This window comes from Niastella sp. sgz303648 (assembly GCF_059587045.1).
Map to the genome: position 1 here is coordinate 476,620 of NZ_JCAPSW010000003.1, position 21,446 is coordinate 498,065.

At 42.0% G+C, this 21,446-nt stretch carries 19 protein-coding genes; 10 read left to right on the plus strand and 9 right to left on the minus strand.

Annotated features, from left to right (window positions below):
• The first annotated feature begins 33 nt into the window (after nucleotides 1-33).
• From AC59IL_RS10865 to AC59IL_RS10875, 3 genes are all read left to right on the plus strand, one after another.
• Nucleotides 34-780, plus strand: coding sequence for a carbon-nitrogen hydrolase family protein (locus AC59IL_RS10865; RefSeq protein WP_496552144.1), 747 nt, complete (start codon nucleotides 34-36; stop codon nucleotides 778-780).
• A gap of 366 nt (nucleotides 781-1,146) precedes the next feature.
• On the plus strand, nucleotides 1,147-1,716 hold the full coding sequence (locus AC59IL_RS10870) for a peroxiredoxin (RefSeq protein ID WP_496552145.1): 570 nt from the start codon (nucleotides 1,147-1,149) through the stop codon (nucleotides 1,714-1,716).
• 104 nt (nucleotides 1,717-1,820) lie between these two features.
• Nucleotides 1,821-2,420 (plus strand): carboxymuconolactone decarboxylase family protein, encoded by a 600-nt coding sequence (locus AC59IL_RS10875; protein WP_496552146.1) that lies wholly within the window; start codon nucleotides 1,821-1,823, stop codon nucleotides 2,418-2,420.
• A 96-nt stretch (nucleotides 2,421-2,516) separates the two neighbouring features.
• Here AC59IL_RS10875 and AC59IL_RS10880 read toward each other — a convergent pair whose 3' ends face one another.
• Complete coding sequence (locus AC59IL_RS10880) at nucleotides 2,517-3,428, minus strand: ROK family protein (RefSeq protein WP_496552147.1); 912 nt, start codon at nucleotides 3,426-3,428, stop codon at nucleotides 2,517-2,519.
• 211 nt (nucleotides 3,429-3,639) lie between these two features.
• Nucleotides 3,640-4,365, minus strand: a complete 726-nt coding sequence (gene kdsB / locus AC59IL_RS10885) for a 3-deoxy-manno-octulosonate cytidylyltransferase (protein WP_496552148.1) — start codon at nucleotides 4,363-4,365, stop codon at nucleotides 3,640-3,642.
• Nucleotides 4,366-4,866: 501 nt separating this feature from the next.
• Between kdsB and AC59IL_RS10890 the strand changes: the two genes are divergently transcribed.
• The 3 genes from AC59IL_RS10890 (at nucleotide 4,867) to AC59IL_RS10900 (ending at nucleotide 8,546) form a co-directional block, all read left to right on the plus strand.
• Nucleotides 4,867-6,321 (plus strand): circularly permuted type 2 ATP-grasp protein, encoded by a 1,455-nt coding sequence (locus tag AC59IL_RS10890; RefSeq protein ID WP_496552149.1) that lies wholly within the window; start codon nucleotides 4,867-4,869, stop codon nucleotides 6,319-6,321.
• A 187-nt stretch (nucleotides 6,322-6,508) separates the two neighbouring features.
• Nucleotides 6,509-7,447, plus strand: coding sequence for an alpha-E domain-containing protein (locus tag AC59IL_RS10895; RefSeq protein ID WP_496552150.1), 939 nt, complete (start codon nucleotides 6,509-6,511; stop codon nucleotides 7,445-7,447).
• 133 nt (nucleotides 7,448-7,580) lie between these two features.
• Nucleotides 7,581-8,546 carry a transglutaminase family protein gene (locus AC59IL_RS10900; RefSeq protein WP_496552151.1) on the plus strand — a complete coding sequence of 322 codons (966 nt, stop codon included), beginning with the start codon at nucleotides 7,581-7,583 and terminating at the stop codon, nucleotides 8,544-8,546.
• Nucleotides 8,547-8,608: 62 nt separating this feature from the next.
• Here the strand turns inward: AC59IL_RS10900 and AC59IL_RS10905 are convergent, their stop codons facing one another.
• The 3 genes from AC59IL_RS10905 to dnaN all read right to left on the minus strand — a co-directional run bounded on the left by AC59IL_RS10905 (nucleotide 8,609) and on the right by dnaN (nucleotide 11,470).
• Nucleotides 8,609-9,427, minus strand: a complete 819-nt coding sequence (locus AC59IL_RS10905) for a sterol desaturase family protein (protein WP_496552152.1) — start codon at nucleotides 9,425-9,427, stop codon at nucleotides 8,609-8,611.
• A gap of 423 nt (nucleotides 9,428-9,850) precedes the next feature.
• Entirely contained in the window at nucleotides 9,851-10,252 is a 402-nt protein-coding gene (locus tag AC59IL_RS10910) for a putative signal transducing protein (protein WP_496552153.1), read from the minus strand.
• Between the two features lie 102 nt (nucleotides 10,253-10,354).
• Nucleotides 10,355-11,470 carry a DNA polymerase III subunit beta gene (gene dnaN / locus AC59IL_RS10915; protein ID WP_496552154.1) on the minus strand — a complete coding sequence of 372 codons (1,116 nt, stop codon included), beginning with the start codon at nucleotides 11,468-11,470 and terminating at the stop codon, nucleotides 10,355-10,357.
• A gap of 368 nt (nucleotides 11,471-11,838) precedes the next feature.
• On the opposite strand from dnaN, the gene AC59IL_RS10920 reads away from it, so the two are divergent.
• The 3 genes from AC59IL_RS10920 to AC59IL_RS10930 are packed head-to-tail and all read left to right on the plus strand — an operon-like array spanning nucleotide 11,839 to nucleotide 14,854.
• The gene (locus tag AC59IL_RS10920; protein ID WP_496552155.1) at nucleotides 11,839-13,152 is read left to right on the plus strand and encodes a type III secretion system chaperone family protein; all 1,314 of its coding nucleotides are present in this window, start codon (nucleotides 11,839-11,841) and stop codon (nucleotides 13,150-13,152) included.
• Nucleotides 13,153-13,173: 21 nt separating this feature from the next.
• Entirely contained in the window at nucleotides 13,174-14,271 is a 1,098-nt protein-coding gene (locus AC59IL_RS10925) for a trypsin-like peptidase domain-containing protein (RefSeq protein WP_496552156.1), read from the plus strand.
• 55 nt (nucleotides 14,272-14,326) lie between these two features.
• Nucleotides 14,327-14,854 carry a regulatory protein RecX gene (locus tag AC59IL_RS10930; protein ID WP_496552157.1) on the plus strand — a complete coding sequence of 176 codons (528 nt, stop codon included), beginning with the start codon at nucleotides 14,327-14,329 and terminating at the stop codon, nucleotides 14,852-14,854.
• Between the two features lie 60 nt (nucleotides 14,855-14,914).
• On the opposite strand, the gene AC59IL_RS10935 is transcribed toward AC59IL_RS10930, so the two are convergent.
• From AC59IL_RS10935 to AC59IL_RS10950, 4 genes are all read right to left on the minus strand, one after another.
• Nucleotides 14,915-16,426 (minus strand): PAS domain S-box protein, encoded by a 1,512-nt coding sequence (locus tag AC59IL_RS10935; RefSeq protein WP_496552158.1) that lies wholly within the window; start codon nucleotides 16,424-16,426, stop codon nucleotides 14,915-14,917.
• Between the two features lie 12 nt (nucleotides 16,427-16,438).
• Nucleotides 16,439-16,867, minus strand: coding sequence for a response regulator (locus AC59IL_RS10940; protein WP_496552159.1), 429 nt, complete (start codon nucleotides 16,865-16,867; stop codon nucleotides 16,439-16,441).
• Nucleotides 16,868-17,592: 725 nt separating this feature from the next.
• Nucleotides 17,593-18,057, minus strand: a complete 465-nt coding sequence (locus AC59IL_RS10945) for a YbhB/YbcL family Raf kinase inhibitor-like protein (RefSeq protein ID WP_496552160.1) — start codon at nucleotides 18,055-18,057, stop codon at nucleotides 17,593-17,595.
• A gap of 117 nt (nucleotides 18,058-18,174) precedes the next feature.
• The gene (locus tag AC59IL_RS10950) at nucleotides 18,175-20,400 is read right to left on the minus strand and encodes an FUSC family protein (protein ID WP_496552161.1); all 2,226 of its coding nucleotides are present in this window, start codon (nucleotides 20,398-20,400) and stop codon (nucleotides 18,175-18,177) included.
• 439 nt (nucleotides 20,401-20,839) lie between these two features.
• Here AC59IL_RS10950 and AC59IL_RS10955 point away from each other — a divergent pair, with 439 nt between their 5' ends.
• Entirely contained in the window at nucleotides 20,840-21,349 is a 510-nt protein-coding gene (locus tag AC59IL_RS10955; RefSeq protein WP_496552162.1) for a hypothetical protein, read from the plus strand.
• Nucleotides 21,350-21,446: the final 97 nt, after the last annotated feature.

The window sequence follows — 21,446 nt, forward strand, 5'->3', positions numbered from 1 at the left end:
ATGAATCCTTTGAATAAGAAACATTAACCAGCAATGAAACTCTGCATAGCCCAAACAAAACCCATCAAAGGCGATATTGAAAGCAACATTGCCAGGCACAAAAAATTCATAGAGCTGGCTGTTGCAAATGGTGCTGATGTTATCATCTTCCCCGAACTATCATTAACCGGTTATGAGCCCAGCCTCGCAAAAGAATTGGCCACTGATGCAAACGATAGTCGTTTAAACGATTTTCAGGCAATCAGCGATACTCACCAAATATCAATTGGCGTTGGATTGCCAACAAAAAGCAACGGTGGTATTTGCATTAGTATGATCTTTTTTCAACCGAACAAACCCCGGTTGGTTTATTCAAAAAAATATTTACATGCTGATGAAGAACCTTTTTTTGTAAGCGGTGAAAACATTACCGGAATAAAAATAAAAGAAAAGAACCTGGCGCTGGCCATTTGCTATGAGCTATCGGTTCCGCAACATTCGGAAGATGCTTTTAACAGCGGAGCGGAAATTTATATAGCAAGCGTTGCCAAAACAGCAACCGGTGTTGAAAAAGCGTTTAAGACCTTAAGCGATATCGCGGCAAAATATTCGATGACGGTACTCATGTCGAACAGCGTTGGAATGTGCGAAGACGGTTTATGTGCCGGCCAAAGTGCAGCGTGGAATAATAAAGGAGAATTGATAACTAAATCGGATGATACCAACGAAGGGATATTAATTTTTGAAACTGAAACGCAAAAAGTAATTGCAAAAAAATTTGAAATTAAGAGCGAACAATAATTTCAACAGCAATTTCTAAAAACGTATTGCGCTCTTTACCCAAACGCAACTTTAAACCTGCGAATTATTTAATGAATGGATTTCTACATATATTAGCGTTGACATTAATTCAACTCAACGTACTATGAAACCATTGGCAATTGTTGTTATATCCCTTTTTTATTTCTCCTGCGCAAACAGCCCAATAAGGCTCCAACCTCATAGATAAAATCTATCTCTTTATAGAATCTTCCTATAAAAATCTATATTGTTTTTTATCATCTTTGCACTCGCCTATCCAACCCGCATTACGCGGAAAAACGATTGATTCCCATATATAAGTCTGGTTTTTTTTATTTAACGTATTGTAAAAACACAATCCACAATATGAGTAACAAAGTATTATCGATCGGAGCTGCATTTCCCGCATTTAAAAAGAAAGCGGTTGTATCTATTGAAAAAGGAAAAGAATTTATCGAATTAACGAATGAGTACGCCACTGCAAAAGGTAAATGGACTGTAATGTTCTGGTGGCCGAAAGATTTCACTTTCGTTTGTCCTACTGAAATCGCTGAGTTTAACAAAAAACACAGCGAGTTTACCGACAGAGATGCGGTATTGATCGGCGCTTCTACCGATTCTGAATTTGTTCACGCTGCATGGAGAAGAGATCACAATGACCTGAAAGACCTGAAATTCCCCATGCTGGCCGATACCTCAAAATCACTGGCTGAAGAATTAGGTATTCTGGATTCAGATGAAAAAATCGCTTACCGCGCTACTTTCATCATCGATCCTCAGGGTATTGTTCGCTGGGTGAGCGTGTACGACCTGAGTGTTGGCCGTAACGTGCAGGAAGTTATTCGCGTACTGGATGCTTTACAAACTGATGAGTTATGCCCCTGTAACTGGACAAAAGGCCAGGATACTTTGACAAAAGAATTAAACATGAACTAATTCGTTCAAGTGTTGGGATAACGCTGAGGGGCCGGCTAAAAAGGCCTTCCTGAAAGGGAACTCCATTTAGCCGGCCCCGTTTTTTAATATCAAAATTGTAATACATGAGCCAGGATATAGCAATACAAAACGAAACCTTCAATAACCTGCTGAATGATTTGCAGATTGCCGACTACAGCCCTTCTGCCAATGCACAGCAATTATTGCAGGTTGAGTCGAAATATATAAAAGATCTGAAGATCAATGTGAGCAATGTGCTGAACAACACGCAATACCTGAATAAAAAAGAAGCGTTGTTGCTGGCCTTTGCGGTTGCGGTGAATGAAAAGTTCGATCTGCTGAAAGATACTTTACGTACCCAGGCTCAGGAAGCCGGTGCTACCGACGCCGAGCTGGCCGAAGTAATTTCCTGCACCTCGCTGATGAATGCCAATAATATCTTTTACCGTTTCCGTCATTTTGTGAAAAAAGATTTTTATACCAATCAACCGGCTGGTATAAAAATGAGCATCATGATGAACCCGGTGCTGGGAAAAGAATTTTTTGAACTGGTAAGTCTGGTTATTTCTTCAATCAACGGATGTGAAATGTGCATCACCTCGCATGAGCAATCTATTTTACAACATGGAGGTTCTGAAAGCAGGATTTTCGAAGGAGTGAAGCTGGGAGCAATACTGAAATCGCTAATTACGGTGCTTTCATAATTTTAAGAAATATCGAATAATGAATATCCAATGTTAAATGTAGAAGTGGGATTCACTTCGTAATTCGAAATTTAATATTCATTATTCGATATTTTTTTAAGCTACCAGAGCTGCTGCGCCAAAAACTCCGGCGCTATCGCCCAAACTGGGTTTCAGAATGGGCACATCTACCCGGTTATTGAAAATGAATTTCTTTAACGATTCTACGCCTGCTGTGTAAATGGTATCGATATTACCAACACCGCCGCCCACCACAATTACATCGGGATCGAGCGAGTTCACAATCACCGAAACCGCCTTACCAAAAAAATGGTTCAGTCTTTCAATGGTTTTAATGGCCGCCGGGTCGTTGCCCTGTAAAGAATGGGCTACAATATCTTTTAAAGAAAGCATGGAGCCTGTAATACTTTTATAATACCGCTGCAAACCGGGACCCGACAATACTGTTTCAACACAACCCGTTTGTCCGCAATAACAGGGACCGCCCGATTCATCGAGAAAATTATGTCCCCACTCGCCGCCGATACCATGTTTGCCATTCCATACATGTCCGTTTATAACAATGCCGCCGCCCACACCGGTGCCCATAATAATACCAAACACTACCTGTGCATCGGGTGCTTTTTCTTTTACAACACCCCAATGGGTTTCGGCCAGCGCAAAGCAATTGGCATCATTGGCCAATATACAGGGTACGCCCAGTATTTTTTCAAGGTCTTTTTTTAGCGGCTGTCCGTTCAGCGAGGTGCTGTTGCAGTTTTTCATGGTTTGCAAAATCGGGTCAAGCACGCCGGGTGTACCAAAACCAATTTTAGCGGGTTGCAAACCCGATTGTTTTTTCATGTTTTGCACCAGCTGGTTGATCTGGTTCAGAACGTGTTCATATCCTTTATGACCTTCGGTATCAATGCGGGTTCTGAGAATGGGCTGCGGATTATCCAGTGAAGGAACAATCGCACCTTCAATTTTGGTTCCTCCCAAATCAATGCCCCATAATGGTTCGTTCATGTTGATTGTTGAATGAAATTATAAAAGAATAGAAATTGCCTTTCGCTAAACGATTGTTACGGATCCAAATGCACCGCTCCCCGGATTGTTGAGGGCTTGCACAAATGAAAACGGTAACTTTTCGATTTCAGAACGGGTATTGATCTTTTTCAAAATGTTGAGCCGGCAGAGGGATACTGCAAAAATAATAATAAGCACGCGTTAAAAATAATCACAATAACTTCGCCGCCCTTTCCAGATCTTCGGGGGTATCTATTTCAACACCCATGTATTCGGTAACCACCATTTTCAATGGAACACCATGTTCAAGGTACCGAAGGCATTCAATTTTTTCGGCTGCTTCGAGCGGGGTTACCGGCCAGCTGGTGAAATCCATCAGCGCCTGTTTGCGAAAAGCATATACGCCGATGTGTTCATAATAGGTTATAATGGCTTCGTTATTTCGGGGGTAAGGAATTATGCTTCGACTGAAAAAGAGAGAATTCATTTTTTTGTCAACAGCCACCTTTACATAATTGGGGTCGGTGATGAACCGGGCCTCTTTAAGTACCTGCATCAAAGAGGCTACCTGTACATTTTCGCCCGCTTCGCCTTCAAATACCTGCAATAATTTTTGAAGCGGATCTTTTTTTACAAATGGCTCATCGCCCTGTACGTTTACGATAATATCGGTTTCGATATCAACCACCGCCTCGGCAATACGATCACTGCCGCTTTCGTGCTGCTGTTTGCTCATACAGGCCTTTCCGCCATTTGATACAATTTCGTTATAAATAATATCACTGTCGGTAACCACCCAAACTTCGTCGAATAAACCGGTTGCAACCGTATTGTCATAGGTATGCCGGATTACAGTTTTATTGCCGAGCAACTGCATCAGTTTGGCGGGGAACCGTGTAGCCGCATAGCGGGCCGGAATCATTGCAATTATTTTCATCTTCTATATAACATTTTTCTAAAACTTATAGGACGCCGCTGAAGCGTTGCGCAAGCAACGCAGGGAAATGGTCGCCACAGCCTGTCCTCCCGCCACAGCGGGATCGGGAGATTACACAGATGAACACGGATAAATTCCGGCTCTGACTTCAAAACGAATCGCTGTCATTCATTTATCCTTATTAGTACAGACCTTCAAATATGCTCAGAACACAGATAAGTTCCATTTCTCCCCGGCTAAAATTGACTGTCGTTTCCTTCGGGCTGCAAGGTAAAGTGAATAACATCTGTGTGCATCCGTGTCATCTGTGGCAAAATAGTATTCGTCACGCCAAAGGCGTGACGCTGCCAAAATTTTTCGCGATAAAGATAAGAAAAGCCAAAGTGAATGATGGCTAAACGATGTCATTTCATTATATTTGAAAAGGTACCAATTTATACTCCACGATTTGCCTGCCATAGTCCGCCACGGGCGGAACTCATTTTGAAAATTATACCCGTTATGCAAGCCACCGAACTGCTTAAGACCTATTTTGTAGATACCAATACCTGGGATGAAATGTACATGGAGTCATCTGTGCGCGAACAATATCAGCGGGTGGTAGCCTTTATGCAGCAACTCAACCTGGATGAACTGAATAAAAAGGAAGAGCTGGCCAAGCGCCTTTTTATGAGCCAGGGCATTACTTTTACCGTTTACAGCAGTGGCGAAGGCATTGAAAAAATATTTCCGTTCGATATCATTCCCCGCATCATTACTTCTGCCGAATGGGACCATATTGAAAAAGGCATTAAACAACGCCTCAAGGCGTTGAACCTTTTTTTGAAAGATGTATATCACAACCAGTTTATATTAAAAGACGGCGTAGTTCCCATTGATATGATCTACAGCTGTGCGCATTATTTGCGCGAAATGCATAACCTGCAGGTGCCGTACGATATATATGTGCACATCGCCGGCATTGATCTGATACGCAATAACGACGGGTCGTTTCATATTCTCGAAGACAATCTTCGAACACCCAGCGGGGTGAGCTATATGCTCGAAAACCGGGAGATCACCAAACGTATTTTCCCCGATCTGTTGCCACAGAATAATGTACGCAGTGTAATTGAATATCCTAATATCCTACATAAAAATCTCGTATCATTTTCGCCGCGTCAAATTTCAAATCCTACCATTGTATTATTAACGCCCGGCATTTATAATTCTGCCTACTTTGAACATACTACGCTGGCGCGCCTGATGGGCGTTGAGCTGGTCGAAGGGCGCGACCTGGTGGTAGATAATCACCGCGTGTATATGAAAACCACCCACGGTTTGCAGCAGGTAGATGTTATTTATCGCCGGGTAGATGATGAATTTCTTGATCCGCTGGCCTTTAACCCGGCCAGTGTATTGGGGGTAAGCGGCATTATGAGCGCTTATCGCAAGGGTAATGTGGCAATTGTAAATGCAGTAGGAAACGGAGTGGCCGACGACAAGGCTATATATCGTTACGTGCCCGAGATGATAAAATATTATCTGAATGAAGAACCTATTTTGAAAAATGTACCCACCTACCTGTTAGATAATCCCGAACACCGCGAACATGTGTTTGCCAATATCAGCAATATGGTTATTAAAAAAACAAATGAAAGCGGTGGCTACGGTATGCTCATGGGTAATACAGCCGGTGAAGAAGAAATAAAAAACTACTGCGCTGCAATTATAAAAGATCCGCGTCAGTTTATTGCTCAACCAATCATCAGTTTATCTTCAGCTCCCTGTTATATGCAGGGAAAGCTGCAGCCACGGCGGGTTGATCTTCGGCCTTATGCCCTTGTTGGCCCCGATGGAATTGAAATAGTTCCCGGCGGCTTAACCCGTGTTGCATTGCGCGAAGGATCGCTGGTGGTAAATTCTTCACAGGGCGGGGGAAGCAAGGATACGTGGGTGTTGGCAGGAACACCTTAGAAATGAAAAATGTAGAATGAGAAATGTGAAATGAAAAAGAAAGGCTGTAATTATATAGAATAACGAATATTGAATGTAGAATGTTGAAGGGAGTTGACAGGTTGAAAAGTTAACTGGTTAAAACGTATTAGAGACTATAAAGCGCGAAGCAACCACAAACCATAAACCACAAACCATAAACTATTAAATGCTTAGTAGAGTAGCCGACAGTTTATATTGGATGAGCCGTTATATTGAACGCAGCGACGGTATTTTGCGCATGTTAAAGGTGAATTATGCCTATTCGCAGGACAGTATTCAGGAATTTTCGTGGAAACCGGTATTGAACCTGTTTACGTATCTCGGAGAGGAAGAGGCCAAACAGATGGAAAAAAATCCGCGCGCCATTTTAAATTACATCGTAACCGATAAGGCAAACCCCAATGCCGTGGTAAACATCGTAACGCGCGCCCGCGAAAATGCCCGCAGTGTGCAGGACCACATTACCAAAGAGCTGTGGCAGTGTTTAAATGATTACTACCACACCACCAAAGAAGAATGGCTTACCCACTGGCTGCAAAAAGATGATCCCATTACCATACTCGATGTGCTCATCAAACAGGGATTGCTGTATTACGGAACGGCCGATATTACCATGTCGCGCGGCGAAGGATATTCCTTTATGAATATTGGAAAATTCCTGGAGCGGGCTATTTTGTCGGTAGATATACTCAACGTTCGGTTTATCAATAACCAGAATGATGATATAGATGCAGTGGCCGATGCCCCTTACTGGAAATATTTATTGTTATCCATTGCCGGCTACGAACTGTATTTAAAAACTTACCGCACTGGTTTTGAGGCCCGCAATGTGGTAGAACAGGTGGTGCTGAACAACCATTTTCCGCGTTCTATAATTTATTCCATCAACCGGCTGCAGCGGTATTTCGACCGGTTGAAACAGGAGGGCAAAATAAGCAGTTACCAACAGCTTGATTTTATGATAGGTAAGCTGCTGAGTAAAGTACGGTATTCAACACCGGAAACTATTATAAGTCAAAATCTGCATCAATACTTATTAGAAATCAAAAACGATTTGTATGCCATTGCCAATGCCCTGAATCAATGTTATTTTGCGTATTCTTAAAAAGTCCGGAAGTCGGAAAGCCTGAAAGACAAAAAGAAAATAATAAAAAATGGTTTTTCTTTCGGACTTTACTGACTTTCCGTCTTTCCGACTTACTTATGTATTTTTGTTTGATAAGCAGCATTAATATAACATGCCACAATTCAGGATTCATCACGTTACCAAATATACGTACGAGGTTCCGGTGCGCGATAGTGCCAACCAGATCATTTTATTCCCGATAAAAGATGAGGTTCAATCAGTACAAAAACAGGAACTGACTATTACCGGCGATCCGGTGGTAGATATTTATAAAGATTATTATGGCAACGAGGTGGGCTCGTTTATGTATGCCGAACCGCACACCCAGCTGGTGATCGATTCAAAAATTGAAGTGACCACCAAAAGCAGGGACCTGCCGCAGGATACCATGCCAAAAGAAGAACAATGGAATAGTTTGCAATCGTTACGGTACCAGGTGCCGTTTATCGATTTTCTGAAACAGGAGCCATTTGCAGCAGTAGATGAAATTAAACAAATCACCCAATTAGAGCAGGTATTGCTGGTTTCACCGTTCGCGGCGGCTCAAAAGCTGAACGAATATGTTTATCATCAGTTTCAATATATCAAAGGCGTAACCAGCGTTGAAACCACACCCGATGAAATATGGAAGTTGAAAGCCGGCGTTTGCCAGGATTTTGCCCATATTCTGCTGGTGATGCTGCGCATCATTGGCATTCCCGCAAGATATGTAAGTGGTTATATATGTCCCGACAGAAACGGCATGCGCGGCGAAGGCGCCACCCATGCGTGGGTTGAAGCCTATATTCCCGGTTATGGCTGGCTGGGTTTTGACCCTACCAATGATTGTATTGTAAACGACCTGCATGTGCGACTGGCGGTAGGCCGTAATTTCAGCGATTGCTCACCGGTAAAAGGAACGTATAAAGGAACATCAAACCATAGTTTGGAGGTAGGCGTTTCGGTTAGTTATGAAGATGGGCATGTGCAGGATGATGTGGCTACCATATTAACACCACACCCCATCACAAACGGGGGCAATAATGAAAATGATAATTCGTACCGGAGGTATATGGAAATGATACAACAACAGCAGTAAGTCTTAAGTTATAAGTAATAAGTTGTAAGTGAACCCGAAATGCAGAACTTAATACTTATTACTCAATAGTCGGTTTTTATATTCTTATTAAAAGGGATCTTGAGCTGGTACCATAAATTCTCATCGGTTTTTGCATCCAGTACATCTAACCCATAAGTAAGTTTTTTGGGGTCGCTGTAGGCATAGGTGCCGAAGATGCGGTCCCACAGCGAAAAAATATTCGCGTAATTGGTATCGGTATAAGGGCGTTTATAATGATGATGCACCTTATGCATGTTGGGCGAAACGAATATATAGCTGATGGGTTTATCTAACCATAATGGTACGCGAATATTCGCATGATTAAAATGGGTGAAAATAGCGGCAACACTGCGATACAAAAAATAATAACCAATGGGAATGCCGATTAAAAAAACACCTATGATGGTAAAACATTCCCTAAACAGCCATTCGCCCGGATGGTGCCTGGTACCGGTAGTAACATCAACCTTGGTGTCGCTGTGATGGATCATATGAAACTTCCACATCCATTTTACCTTGTGCATTAAATAATGTGGGGCATACTGGCCAAAGAAATCCATAAAAAATAATCCCAGCACTATGTTGGCCCATAAAGGCAGATTGAGCAAATACAATAAGCCGAATTGATGCGTTGTTACCCATTTACATACAATAATGGTAATGGTGCCCAATAATAAATTCAATATGATAGTGGTGAATAAAAATATCAGGTTAAGGCCTGCATGTTTATAACGTTTCCACGAAAAAGCAAAAAGTTGATAATAGCCTTCGAGCAGCCAGAAAAAAACCATACCGCCCAACAGAATAGCCAGCCGCTGCCAGCTTTGAATGTGTTCCCAAAAGTCGATGAATGATTGCATGGCAAGATGAATCGGTACAATAGTAATTTACTAAGAAAATTTCGTTGGGGAGTATAATTTTTTGATAAGAATGAATGGTAAAAAACACTAAACTGAGGCTTCAATTCTTCAAAATTGTTGATTTAATCCTTTAAATCGGTCGAAAGAACAATTCAGGCATCATTTAATTCTTCAAATTGCTGATTTGATCCTTTAAATAAGCGATTAATACTTTAAATCATCAATTTGAAGGTTTAAATAAAGGCAAAAAAGCTTTAAATGCCGTAATTAAAGATTTAAATGATGGGGTTGAAGATTTAAATGATATTTTTTAAAGTTTAAATGACCGAATTGAAGGATTAAATGCCCTGATTAAAGGTTTAAATGACCAATTTGATGAATTAAATGAGCGATTTAATCCTTTAAATCGGCCAAAAGAAGTATTCAGGTATCATTTAATTCATCAAACTCGTATCCACAATCGAAACAATGGTACACCTGTTTTACCGAAACAGCATAATTACCAAATAACCACGAGGCAATGGCCGACAACCAGTTGGCGGGATTGGAGGTTTGTGTTACATAGTGCACGTTGGAGGAGCCGCAGTGGGGGCATATTACAGATTGTTTGTACGCTTTTTCAAATTCATTCAATAACTCCAGCGCCCGGGGCACCTGTTCGTGATATACCATTAGTTTAATACCCCCGATAGCATTTGATAAAATGGGATCGATGGTAACCGTATGCTCATCCTGCAAATAAGCCCGGATACCTTCTTCTTCGAGCCGTTGCAACATCAGGTTAGCCGGTATATAATTATCATATGATCTGATGGCTACAAACAAAATCTACGGGGTAATGATTTGGCTGAAATTAAGCAAAAAAAAGTCCCCCAACGACATCGTGGGAGACAAGCAACATTGTAAAACGAATATATAAACGAGCGATCAGGTGTTCAGCATTAACGGCATAACCAGCATCAGCAATTCTTCATTATCATCCTGGTCGCCGGGGCGCAAAATACCGGCTTTTGTAGGCGTTGATAATTCAACGGTTACATCATCGGTATCGGTAGCGCTGAGCATTTCTATTAAAAATTTCGCATTAAAAGCGATCTGTAAATCTTCACCATTGTACTGACACTTCATGCGCTCATTTCCTTCGAACGAAAAATCAATATCCTGCGCAGTTAATTGTAATTCGCTGCCACTTATACTTAATACAACCTGGTTGGTGCTTTTGTTACTGAAAATACCAACGCGGCGCAACGCACCCTGAAAATCGGTTCTGTTTACCGTTAATTTATAAGGATTATCGGTAGGAATTACCACTTTATAATCAGGAAAACGGGCATCTATCAAACGGCAGCTCAATTGGGTAGTGCCATGCGTTACAAATAAATGGTTGCTGTTATAACTTATGGTAAGCTCGTCGTCGTTAACCGGCATAGCTGCTTTTAACAGGGTCAGCGGTTTTTTGGGAACGATGAGCGAATCATTTTTGGGGCAGCTTACATCTTTGCGTTTGTAGCGCACCAGTCTGTGGGCATCGGTAGCTACAAATTGCAATCCTTTTTTATCCATTTCAAAAAACACACCGGTCATTGCAGGACGCAAATCGTCGTTGCTCACGGCAAACAGTGTTTTATTAATGGCAGTTACCAGTGCCGAAGAAACAACAGTAAATGAATTGGTTTCATCGGCAACAGGATCTTTGGGAAAGTTATCGGGATTTTCGCCCATTACTTTATACTTACCGTTGTCGCTGGTTATTTCAACCGCGTAGTTTTTATCGATATTAAAGGTAAGGGGCTGCTCAGGAATATTCTTTAAAGAATCCATCAGAATTTTAGCCGGAATACAAACACGGCCCGTGTCTTTCGCTTCTACTTCGAGCTGTACTTTCATTACCGTTTCAAGATCGGTGGCTACAACCGACAATAGATTTTTTTGTACATCAAATAAAAAATCTTCCAGGATCGGCAATACGGTATTTGCATTGATCACCCCACTAATCTGTTGTAATTGTTTCAATAAAGCCGAAGACGAAACGATAAACTTCATATATCTGATTAAGATTTGAGCAAATATAGAATTATGACTGAATAATTTACCCTGTTTTTTTAAAACACGAAATCCACAAATATGCTAACTTGCCATTCAACGGTATCGAAAAACCGGAACCTGAAATGCGTATTGGGTACCGTTTTTGTGTAACTATCACTTTTCAAAGACTTCAATCCCCTCATATAATTTTTCGGGTTTTACTTTCGTTTCAACCAGTATAACCCATGCAAATTGCCGGCAGGCTTTGTGTTTTCCCAATATCTTACTTATTATTGTTGTTAGGAGCAGAAAACCAATACATTGATTATTAATAAGATATGTGTTTAAAAGGGCATATCGTACCATTAAAACAATAAAAACCTTATATGTTCGACAAACTGTTTGGACGTAGCAAAAAGAAGCCCGAAAATCCGGATATTTCATTCGGCCGCTACTCTGATAACAACAAATCAGTGGAAAAAGTAAGCCGCTGGACAGAAGCCGATAACCTGTTTAAACAACAGGCTTACCACGATAGCATCCACGCTTTTTTCGATTACCTGCGCGATGACAAGCAACAAAATGTGATCCTTGAAAACAACAACGGCCACGGTAAATTTCAGCTGTTTCAGGGATCCAAGATCGTAAGAGGGGAATTTGACAATGAAACCATGAAGGCCGAAATAACCCTGGCCCGCATGCCGCAACCCAGTGTGCCCGTTATGCGCCGGTTGCTCGAAATGAACTTCAGCCTTTATTACAGCCGCTATGCGCTCGATAACGACCGCCTGTGCATGCGTTTCGACAGCGATATCAAAAGCGCCAATCCCAACAAGCTGTATTACGGTTTAAAAGAACTGGCCATTAAAGCCGATAAGCTCGACGACCTGCTGGTACAGGAGTTCGCAGCCCTGCAAACTGTAGATACCGAGCACATACTGGAAATTCCTGTTGCCGAAAAAGAAGTGAAATTCAGGTTTATTGTGCAGTGGATCAGCGAAACGCTTGATTATATTGCCACCCTCGATGCCGATAAGTTTTCGGGCGGAATTGCCTACCTGCTGCTGTCGCTGGCTTTTCGCATCGACTACCTTGTTTGCCCCGACGGTAAGCTGCTGAACGAACTCGAAAAGATCGTTGAGATTTACTATAAGAAAGATGAAAAGCAAACCATGGAACGCAACCAGGGCATGATAGAAGGGTTTCGCAAACTGATGCAAAAAACAAAAGAAGAGGTTTTCCCCTTCCTGTTCAGGTCGAAACATACTTTTGCCATTGTTGCTCCCCAACATCATCAAACCATAGCCGATTGCATAAACCAGGCGGCGCAAAACGTACCCTGGTACCGCGATAATAACTATCCGCTTATTGCCAATAACGTAATCGAGTACGGTTTATCGTTCAGCCAGTATTCGTATAGTTTACCAAAACCATTGAGCGAGCTGGTGCTGTTATACATGCAGATCAACTACCGCAATTATTTTGAAGCGCTTGGTTTTACTGTTCCCTATTACGATGCGGCTGCCAGCCGCTTTGATCCCGAAGCCATCAGGGAACGGATTGAAGAAATTGTTGAGGCCTGGAAAACGAAGTATCCCAAACTTCAGTTCAGAATTGATACGCTGAAGTTTGATAACCTCGTAAACTTTAACTCAAGCTTCAGCACGGAGATCACTTTTTTAAATTTTGATGCTAAATAAAACCTCATCCAAATCTATATTATGGTTCAGGATATTATAGGGCAATTTCATCCTGCTATTATTCAGATAGCTACGCAAACCGGCACCGGTACCGGGTTTTATGTAAAAGAGTTTGATGTAATTGTAACCAACGACCACGTGGTGGCAAACAATGCCGAAGTAACGATTGCCGGAAAAACATTCGAAAAAACAATGTCGCGCGTATGGTATACCGATCGTAAGCACGACCTCGCTTTTTTACAGGGCCCGCAAAATGTTGAGTTACCCGAAATACGATTAGGACAATACGAAAATCTGAAAGACGGCGACGAAGTATTGGCGATCGGTCACCCGTATGGGTTTAATTATTCGGCAACGCAGGGCGTTATTTCGAAAGTAGATCGCATACGCGATGGATTAAAATTCATTCAGATCGATGCGGCTATAAATCCAGGTAACAGTGGCGGTCCGCTGGTGAGCGTAAACGGAGAAGTGATTGGTGTTAATTCGTTTCGTATACAGGGCGGCGATAACATGGGTTTTGCCCTGCCGGTTAATTACCTGCGTATGGCCCTGCAGTTGTATGCGCCGTATAAAGGCACTTCATCAACCCGTTGCCACAGCTGCGATTACCTGGTGTTGCCGGCGAATATCGATGCTGAAAAATACTGCCCTGCCTGCGGTACCGAAGTAAAATTACCTCAGCTACCCGAGCAGGAAGTAGTGCCAACAGGTGTTGCCAAAACCATTGAAGATATTTTAAAGGAACTGGGCAAAGATGTAAAGCTGAGTCGCGATGGAGTAAACCGCTGGGAAGTTCGTGAAGGAAGCGCCAAGATCAAGATTACCTACAACGCCGAAAATTATTTTGTGGTAAGCGATGCTTTTTTATGCCAGTTGCCGCAGGATGCCCTTAAAATAAAACCGCTGTACCAATACCTGCTGCAGGAAAATTACCGGTTACACGGACTGGTGTTAAGCTGCCAGAACCAGAATATTGTTTTATCGTGCATCATGTACGATTTGGATATAACAAAAGACGGCGGTGTAAAAACCTTCGACAACCTGTTCAAGAAAGCTGATTTTTATGATGATCTGCTGAAGAATGAGTATGGGTGTTTGGATAGGATTGAGGAATAATTTTATAAGGCTTAACGCTTAATGCACAACGCACAACGCATAAAACAAAGTGAATTTGGCGTTACGCATTAAGCGTTCGGCGTTTAGCGTATTGACGATGTTACAAAGGAAACAGCTTACCAAAGAACAGGCCCTGCAAAAGCTGAGGCATTATTGCGGCTACCAGGAGCGGAGTCATGCCGAAGTGAAAGAAAAACTGTATTCTTTCGGTTTACGTAAACAGATGGTAGAAGAAGCCATTGCTCAGTTAATTGAAGAAGATTACCTGAACGAAGAACGGTTTGCCATTCAATTTGCGGGCGGTAAATTTCGCATGAAGCACTGGGGGCGGGTGAAAATAAAACATGCGCTGAAGCAAAAACAGGTAAGTGAGTATTGCATTAATAAGGCGATGAAAGAACTCGACGTAAAGGATTACGACAAAACCTTGCATAAGCTGGCAAAGCAAAAATGGAATACGGTAAAAGGCGAAGGCGTGAACCTGTTTGTAAAAATGGGTAAAACCACCGATTACCTGTTGCAAAAAGGCTATGAGCCCGAACTGATAAAGCAGGCCCTGAAACAAATATCGAACAACGAATGATAAATAATGAATATCGAAGTGCTTTTACTTCGATATTCATTATTCGATGTTCAATATTCATTATTTCAAATGGTCAGTACTTCTTTTTTTAATAGTAACATAAAACGTAGCGCCTTCGCCGGGAATTGAATCAACCCATATTTTACCGTTATGCAGTTCGGCGATTTTTTTACAATGCGCCAAACCGATGCCGGTGCCATCATATTCACTTTTGGTATGTAACCGTTGAAAGATCACAAAAATGCGGTTCCAGTATTTTTCTTCAATACCAATACCATTGTCGGAAATAGCAAATTGCCAGTATTCGCCTTTGAGAATTACCGATACAGAAATGATCGGCGGCTCGCCCGGTTTGCGAAATTTAAGCGAGTTGCTGATGAGGTTCTGAAAAAGCTGTTTTATTTCGGTAGGATAGCCTGAAATAACAGGCAGGGGATCAACTTTTATCACCGCCTGGCTTTCCTGTATGGCCATGGTAAGATCGGTGAGCACTTCCTGCACCACGTGCCCACAGTTAACAGGCTCAAGCGTTCGTTGCCGGCCCAGGCGCGAATAATCAAGCAGATCCTGCACCAGCTTTCTCATTCGGTCCGATGCATCGGTGATATAATTAATGTATTTGGTTACATTTTCATCGCCTTCGCCCTTGTACTGGCGCTTCAGTAATTCAACAAAACCCGATACCGTTCGCAGGGGTTCCTGCAGATCGTGCGAAGCCACATAGGCAAATTGCTCCAGCTCGATATTCTTTTGTTTAAGATCTTCGGCGTATTGATTTTGCTTTTCTTCGGCTTCTTTGCGATCGGTGATATCACGTATAAAAGCACAAAAAAAGTTGGTGTCTTTTTGCCGCATGGGTATAATAGTTAGTTCAATGGGAAATTCTTTACCACTTCGGTTCAGGGCCCTTATTTCGAACAGCTTATTCAAAACAGGACCATTGCCGGTTTGTAAATAATTTTTCAACCCATTTTCATGCTGTTCACGGTGCTGAAGGGGAATAATAGTTTCTGACAAACGCCGGCCTTTCATTTCCTCTTCATTCCATCCGAATATTTTTTCGGCTTGCGGGTTCCATACGGTAATACTCCCACTGGTATCGATGCAAACAATGGCATCGAGGGCCGAGTTGATTATAAGCCGGGTTGTTTCTTCGCTCGATCGTAATATTTCTTCTGCTTTTTTTCTTTCGCTTACGTCGGTTATAAACGCCACCGCCATTTTTTTAGATCCCATTTTATAATAACCAAGACTGATTTCGACGGGAAAACTGCGCCCGTTTTTATGCCGTGCGTACAGGTCTTTTCCCAGTCCCATGGGCCTTGCTTTAGGCGCTTTGAAATACTGATGGCGGTATTTCTGATGCACATCTCTTAATTGTTCGGGTATCAGTAATTCAATAGGTTCTCCTGTAAGCTCATCTTTCGTATAGCCAAAAAGTTTTTCAGCGTTCGGGTTTACGAGATTGATATGACCCTCTTCATCGGTAACCAGAATACTTATAGTAGCATGTTCAAACAGGGCTTTGAATGCTTTTTCATTTTCAATAAGCATGTCGTTGGGCACTTTCATAAATATTGTGCTTTAACATTCCTGAGGAAAAAACTGCTCCAGTATTTTTTCGATTACACCGGGTTGCAAGGGCTTGTTCTCAAAGCCTGATATGTCAATATTTTGCCGGGCTGCTTTTTCATCATCGGGGTTTAACGATGTGGTAAGCATAACCATAACAATATTGGCTTTTTGGTTGGGGGGTAGTTTTTTATAATGCTCCAGAAATTCCCAGCCATCCATGCCCGGCATATTTATATCAAGGAATATAAGATCGGGCCGGGGATGGGTGCTGCCATTGCCGGATGGCCCCGAGGAGGTTAAATAGTCAAGCGCTTCCTGGCCGCTGTGTACTATCTGAACATGATGGGCACAACTCATTTCTTCAACAAGCATTTTGTTGAGAAAGTTGGTGGGTTCATCGTCGTCGATGAATAAAATGCACGATAATTTTTGTTTCATGTAACGGGCTGGTTTTTGTTATGCTGCTACTAACTATTTATCAAGAGCCCAACCCGGGTTCAATACCAAAACCGTAAATAAACATGTGCAGGAATTATCACGTTTACACAGGGCGGAGTGTGGATTAATGTTGCTAACCGTTTCAGGTACGCGCCTTAAATACTGAAAGCAAATCACAACAAGATATGAAATAACAGGATGACTAACGCATCACCTAATATGGAAATACGGGTAAAAATAGGAATATTTCCCGGAATGGATCAACGGATTTTACCCCCTGAATTGTTAACATGATTTAAACGAAGTTTTAAATAAAAAAAACCCCGACGGTTCTGTCGGGGGCAATTACTTAAACTAAGGGGATCCTGGGTAAACATTGGTTTTTCGGATATTTAGGATCGACCGGTTTCACAGGGATTGGAATACGATTTTTCAATTATTGGACTTTCGGTTTTCAAGGGATTCAGACATTGGCTTTTTTAAGGACTATTGGATATGCGTTAACTGTTAACACAACAAAGATGCAACGCAAAACAGCTATTTGAAAGCATTTCGGCCCGTTATTCCATTAACTTTATATTTAATTTATTTTCTGTTAGTGGCAAACTCTTAGACGATAGATAAATCAGGCGCATTTACTGCCTTCAACAACCGAACCATCAAACAATAAAGCCATCAAACTGCTTAATGGTTTGATGGCTTTATCATTTGTTAATCCTTTTCATTTACTTTTTTTGTTGTTTTTCGTATCGCCCTACCAGCTCCGATGTTGAAATAACATAGTCTTTCATAGCGGTGATCAGGTCTTCTTTGCTGGACCCTTCGGATAAGTCGAGCTCCTGCGATAAAGCAAATATTTTAAAATAATAACGATGCGTGCCCGATGGCGGGCAGGGTCCGTTGTATTGCATTTTTCCAAAACTGTTGGTACCCTGAATACCGGGTGTGCTGTTTTCTTCGATAAAATCAGTGATGGGAATATTCCACATAACCCAATGGGTAAAAATTCCCCCTGGCGCGTCAGGGTCTTCCATGATCAATGCCAGGCATTGGGCGTTTTCGGGAATGGTTCCGATGTGGATTGATGGATTTATATTTTCCCCTTCACAGGTATATTTCGAAGGTATGGGGCCGCCATCGGTAAAAGCATCGCTCGTGATGGTTAATGGTGTTATTGTTCTTGTTGCCATAAAACATAGTTTATTGTCAAAGGCAAAAAAAACGTGCCACGAAGGCAATTGCTGATTTGGGGATTTAGGGATTTTGAGATTGTTCTGAGTGATGCACTAAAAGAAATCTCAAAATCCCTAAATCTCGAAATTTCTAAATTGTGCACTTACCTTTTTTATGTCGGCGGCCACTTCATGAATTACTTTAAACTCGTCGGTAACAGATTTTACTCCTACCAGCATTTTGCGCGTGTCGGTATCGGTTAAACCCTGTTGTAATTCTTTCTGCCGGTTTTGCAACAACAACGCAACCCGTTTATCAATTTGCTGCCAGTGGGCGGGGCGGCCAGTGGCAGCAGGAACTTCGTCTCCTTCAATGATATGTTTCGATGCCACCAGTTCCGATTCAATATAATTCGCAACCGGAACAAAATCTTTCGATATGTTAATGGCTGCAAATTGTTGTCCGAAGTGCGACAGCGTGGCAATATGCGAGGTTAGCAAATGATTATACACCACAAACTGGTGAATAAGCGTGATGTTTTTTCGTTGCCATTTTGGTTCGGCCAGCATGCGGGTGAAAGCGTCTGATAAATTGCCCAGAGCCACAAATGCCTCTTTACGGCTTACCCTGTATTCGGTTGGCAATACCGGCTTGCCTAATACTGTGCAAAGCACTGTTTTAAACCAGGCGGTGTTTTTTTCGATCGCCTTCGACATGTAAGCTGTTATCTGTTCATGTTCCCACACCGGCACCAGTAAAAAATTGGCTAAAAATGCAATGGCCGAGCCAATGGTGGTATCGAGCAGGCGGTCTGTGAATATATTTTTTACCGGGGTATTGTACAGCAGTTGAAACAACAGCAGCACATAGGGCGTCATAAAAATAACGCTGAGCATATAATTGGTGCGAAGCAAACTGTAGGTGCCTAACATAAGCACCAGCATAATAAAAAATAAAGCGGTTTTATCTTTTACAAAATACAAAATGATCAAACCTGCCACAGCGCCTGCAATGGTGCCCAGCAACCGCTCGTAGTTTCGCTTTTTAGTTAAGCTGTAGGTTGGTTTTAATATTACAATAATGGTAAGCAGTATCCAGTAATTATGGCCAACATTAAAGCTCAGTGAAATTATATAACCGGCCAGCGTAGCCAGGCTAACACGCAATGAATGCCTGAAAAAGTTTGATTGCAGGCTCAGGTTGTCAATAAGCACTTTAATACTGAAATCCTGCCGGGTAACAAATTTTTCATAATCCCCGGGCTCTACCGATGTTGAAAAGGGCTGTTGATAGGTTGTATAAAGATGCAGGTTGTGAATGCGATTGGCAATGTCTTCAATATTGCTTAAAATATTTCGAAGGATTATAAAGTATTGAATGTTTTCGGGGGTTCTTTTTTTACTGCGCAGCTCAATATAAAATCGCCTGGTTTCTTTAATGGCATCGGCCAGTGCAGTGGTTTCGCGCGAATAGCGGCCGCTTTTTACGGCAATGCTGATATCATCCAGCTCAGCTGCCAGTTGTAAAATCAGTTGCCGGTATTTTTCCATGATGCCGGTGCCCTCGAACAGGGTATGAAGTTCCCTGTAATCCTGGTAGGCTGTCATTATTTTTTCAAAAAGATCAACAAGACTTCTGAAGATCATCAGCAGGGTGCGGCTGGTATTGGTAGATTCTTTTACAATATTGCGGCTTTTGAACAGCATTTCACGAACAAGCTCCTGCTCCTGATGAACAATAACCTGTTGCTCTATCATTTGCCGGGATATTTTTTCGGCATCTGCATTGGCATCGTATAGCGAAGCCCGTATGCGCACATAATTAGCAGTTGCTGCAATGCATTCGCCCAGGGCCTGCTGCGCTAAACGATAAGGTGCAAAGCTGTGCAATACCAAACTTAAACCGGTATACCATAAACCACCCAGCAATATATAGGCAGCCTGAATAATTACTTCGGGGCCCTGCCGTGGATGACCAATTTGCAACACCATTATAAGTAAGGCCGATACGCCTATTGAAATGGCCCTGCTGCCATACACTCCGATCATTGAAAAAATAAAGCAAAATACAGCGATTAATATTCCAAGTAGAATCGCATGGGCGGCTGCCAAACTGGTTAGTATGGCCACTACCACCAAAAACAATAAGCATATTAGCATGCCATTGCGCCTATGATGAATTGGGCCGGGATTATCGGTGCCGCTTACGCACATGGCGCCCAGTGAAATGGCTACTCCTTCAGATAACATGTTGAAATAACTGAAAACCAAAGCAGGCAGCACCACGCCTGCTGTAATTCGCACACCTGAACTGAGGTAATAACTGTACAAAAAACTTTTATACTTTTTCAGATAATCCATTGGTAGTAAAGTACGTAATTTTTTATGGCACCGTGTAATAAAACAGTGAATAAACGATTACCTGCATTGCTTATTATGAATTGGGGATTCGTATAAAATTCAGGTAAAAAAGCTGCCGCCACATTTGATTTTTCTTTGCCGGTAATGTTGTATCTTTAATATAGCAAGGGAAATTACCGTTCACATACTACACATCTCTACAGACCTGGAATTAAAAACTTCGCTATAACTTTTAATGTTTGTGTACACCCGTACTCAGGAGTAAATGCTATGTTAAGTAGCGTGGGTTACTGCATTAACTATTGAACTAAAATTTGGGTGCAATCCTGTATAACATATGCCACGGGTTGGCGTATATGCGAAAAAAAATAGGCAACTTTTAGTATAGGTACTGTGGCACTATTATTTTATTCTATTTTGTAACACTAAATAATATGAAATGAAACTGCTGGCGTCATTGGCCGGTGGCTTTGCCGGCGCATTAACTGTAACTCTTTTGCATGAGGTCGTTCGTAAAATAAACCCATCTGCTTCGGGAATGGATCTCGTTGGAAAAGTGGTTACAGAAAAACTGCAGAAAGCCGGAAAACAAATTCCCATCAGCAATAAGATATATGCTACCAGTTTGGCAGGCAGTCTTATGGCAAACACGCTTTATTACAGCCTGGCTGGTTTGGGAAATAAAAACCTGCTTTCGATAGGCAGCATGCTGGGACTAACTGCCGGCGCCGGTGCACTAACATTACCCGCAAAACTGGGTTTAAACGGAAATCATAGCAACGGTACATCAAAAAGAAAATGGATGACGCTGGCTTTATATTTAACTGGCGGACTGGTAGCAGCAGCTGTTACTCGCCGGCTTGAAAAACGGAAAAACAAAAAACACCTGGTATCTCCTTACAATCCTCCTGAACAGGCGTATAAACCTATTCTTGATATTGTGGTATAATACCTGCAGCCAGGTAAGCCGCATTCAATCGCATTCAAAAAAATATTGTCGTAGAAAAGCAGCACAGATCCCAAATAAAACCGTGCGTACAAATTTT

Excerpts from the sequence above, each read along its gene's own strand:
- AC59IL_RS10950 (WP_496552161.1), bottom strand. The coding sequence starts at position 20,400 with ATGGATTATCTGAAAAAGTATAAAAGTTTTTTGTACAGTTATTACCTC.
- AC59IL_RS10895 (WP_496552150.1), top strand. The coding sequence starts at position 6,509 with ATGCTTAGTAGAGTAGCCGACAGTTTATATTGGATGAGCCGTTATATT.
- AC59IL_RS10955 (WP_496552162.1), top strand. The coding sequence starts at position 20,840 with ATGAAACTGCTGGCGTCATTGGCCGGTGGCTTTGCCGGCGCATTAACT.
- AC59IL_RS10870 (WP_496552145.1), top strand. The coding sequence starts at position 1,147 with ATGAGTAACAAAGTATTATCGATCGGAGCTGCATTTCCCGCATTTAAA.
- AC59IL_RS10890 (WP_496552149.1), top strand. The coding sequence starts at position 4,867 with ATGCAAGCCACCGAACTGCTTAAGACCTATTTTGTAGATACCAATACC.
- AC59IL_RS10900 (WP_496552151.1), top strand. The coding sequence starts at position 7,581 with ATGCCACAATTCAGGATTCATCACGTTACCAAATATACGTACGAGGTT.
- AC59IL_RS10905 (WP_496552152.1), bottom strand. The coding sequence starts at position 9,427 with ATGCAATCATTCATCGACTTTTGGGAACACATTCAAAGCTGGCAGCGG.
- AC59IL_RS10945 (WP_496552160.1), bottom strand. The coding sequence starts at position 18,057 with ATGGCAACAAGAACAATAACACCATTAACCATCACGAGCGATGCTTTT.
- AC59IL_RS10875 (WP_496552146.1), top strand. The coding sequence starts at position 1,821 with ATGAGCCAGGATATAGCAATACAAAACGAAACCTTCAATAACCTGCTG.
- dnaN (WP_496552154.1), bottom strand. The coding sequence starts at position 11,470 with ATGAAGTTTATCGTTTCGTCTTCGGCTTTATTGAAACAATTACAACAG.
- AC59IL_RS10920 (WP_496552155.1), top strand. The coding sequence starts at position 11,839 with ATGTTCGACAAACTGTTTGGACGTAGCAAAAAGAAGCCCGAAAATCCG.
- AC59IL_RS10940 (WP_496552159.1), bottom strand. The coding sequence starts at position 16,867 with ATGAAACAAAAATTATCGTGCATTTTATTCATCGACGACGATGAACCC.
- AC59IL_RS10925 (WP_496552156.1), top strand. The coding sequence starts at position 13,174 with ATGGTTCAGGATATTATAGGGCAATTTCATCCTGCTATTATTCAGATA.
- AC59IL_RS10880 (WP_496552147.1), bottom strand. The coding sequence starts at position 3,428 with ATGAACGAACCATTATGGGGCATTGATTTGGGAGGAACCAAAATTGAA.
- AC59IL_RS10865 (WP_496552144.1), top strand. The coding sequence starts at position 34 with ATGAAACTCTGCATAGCCCAAACAAAACCCATCAAAGGCGATATTGAA.
- kdsB (WP_496552148.1), bottom strand. The coding sequence starts at position 4,365 with ATGAAAATAATTGCAATGATTCCGGCCCGCTATGCGGCTACACGGTTC.
- AC59IL_RS10935 (WP_496552158.1), bottom strand. The coding sequence starts at position 16,426 with ATGAAAGTGCCCAACGACATGCTTATTGAAAATGAAAAAGCATTCAAA.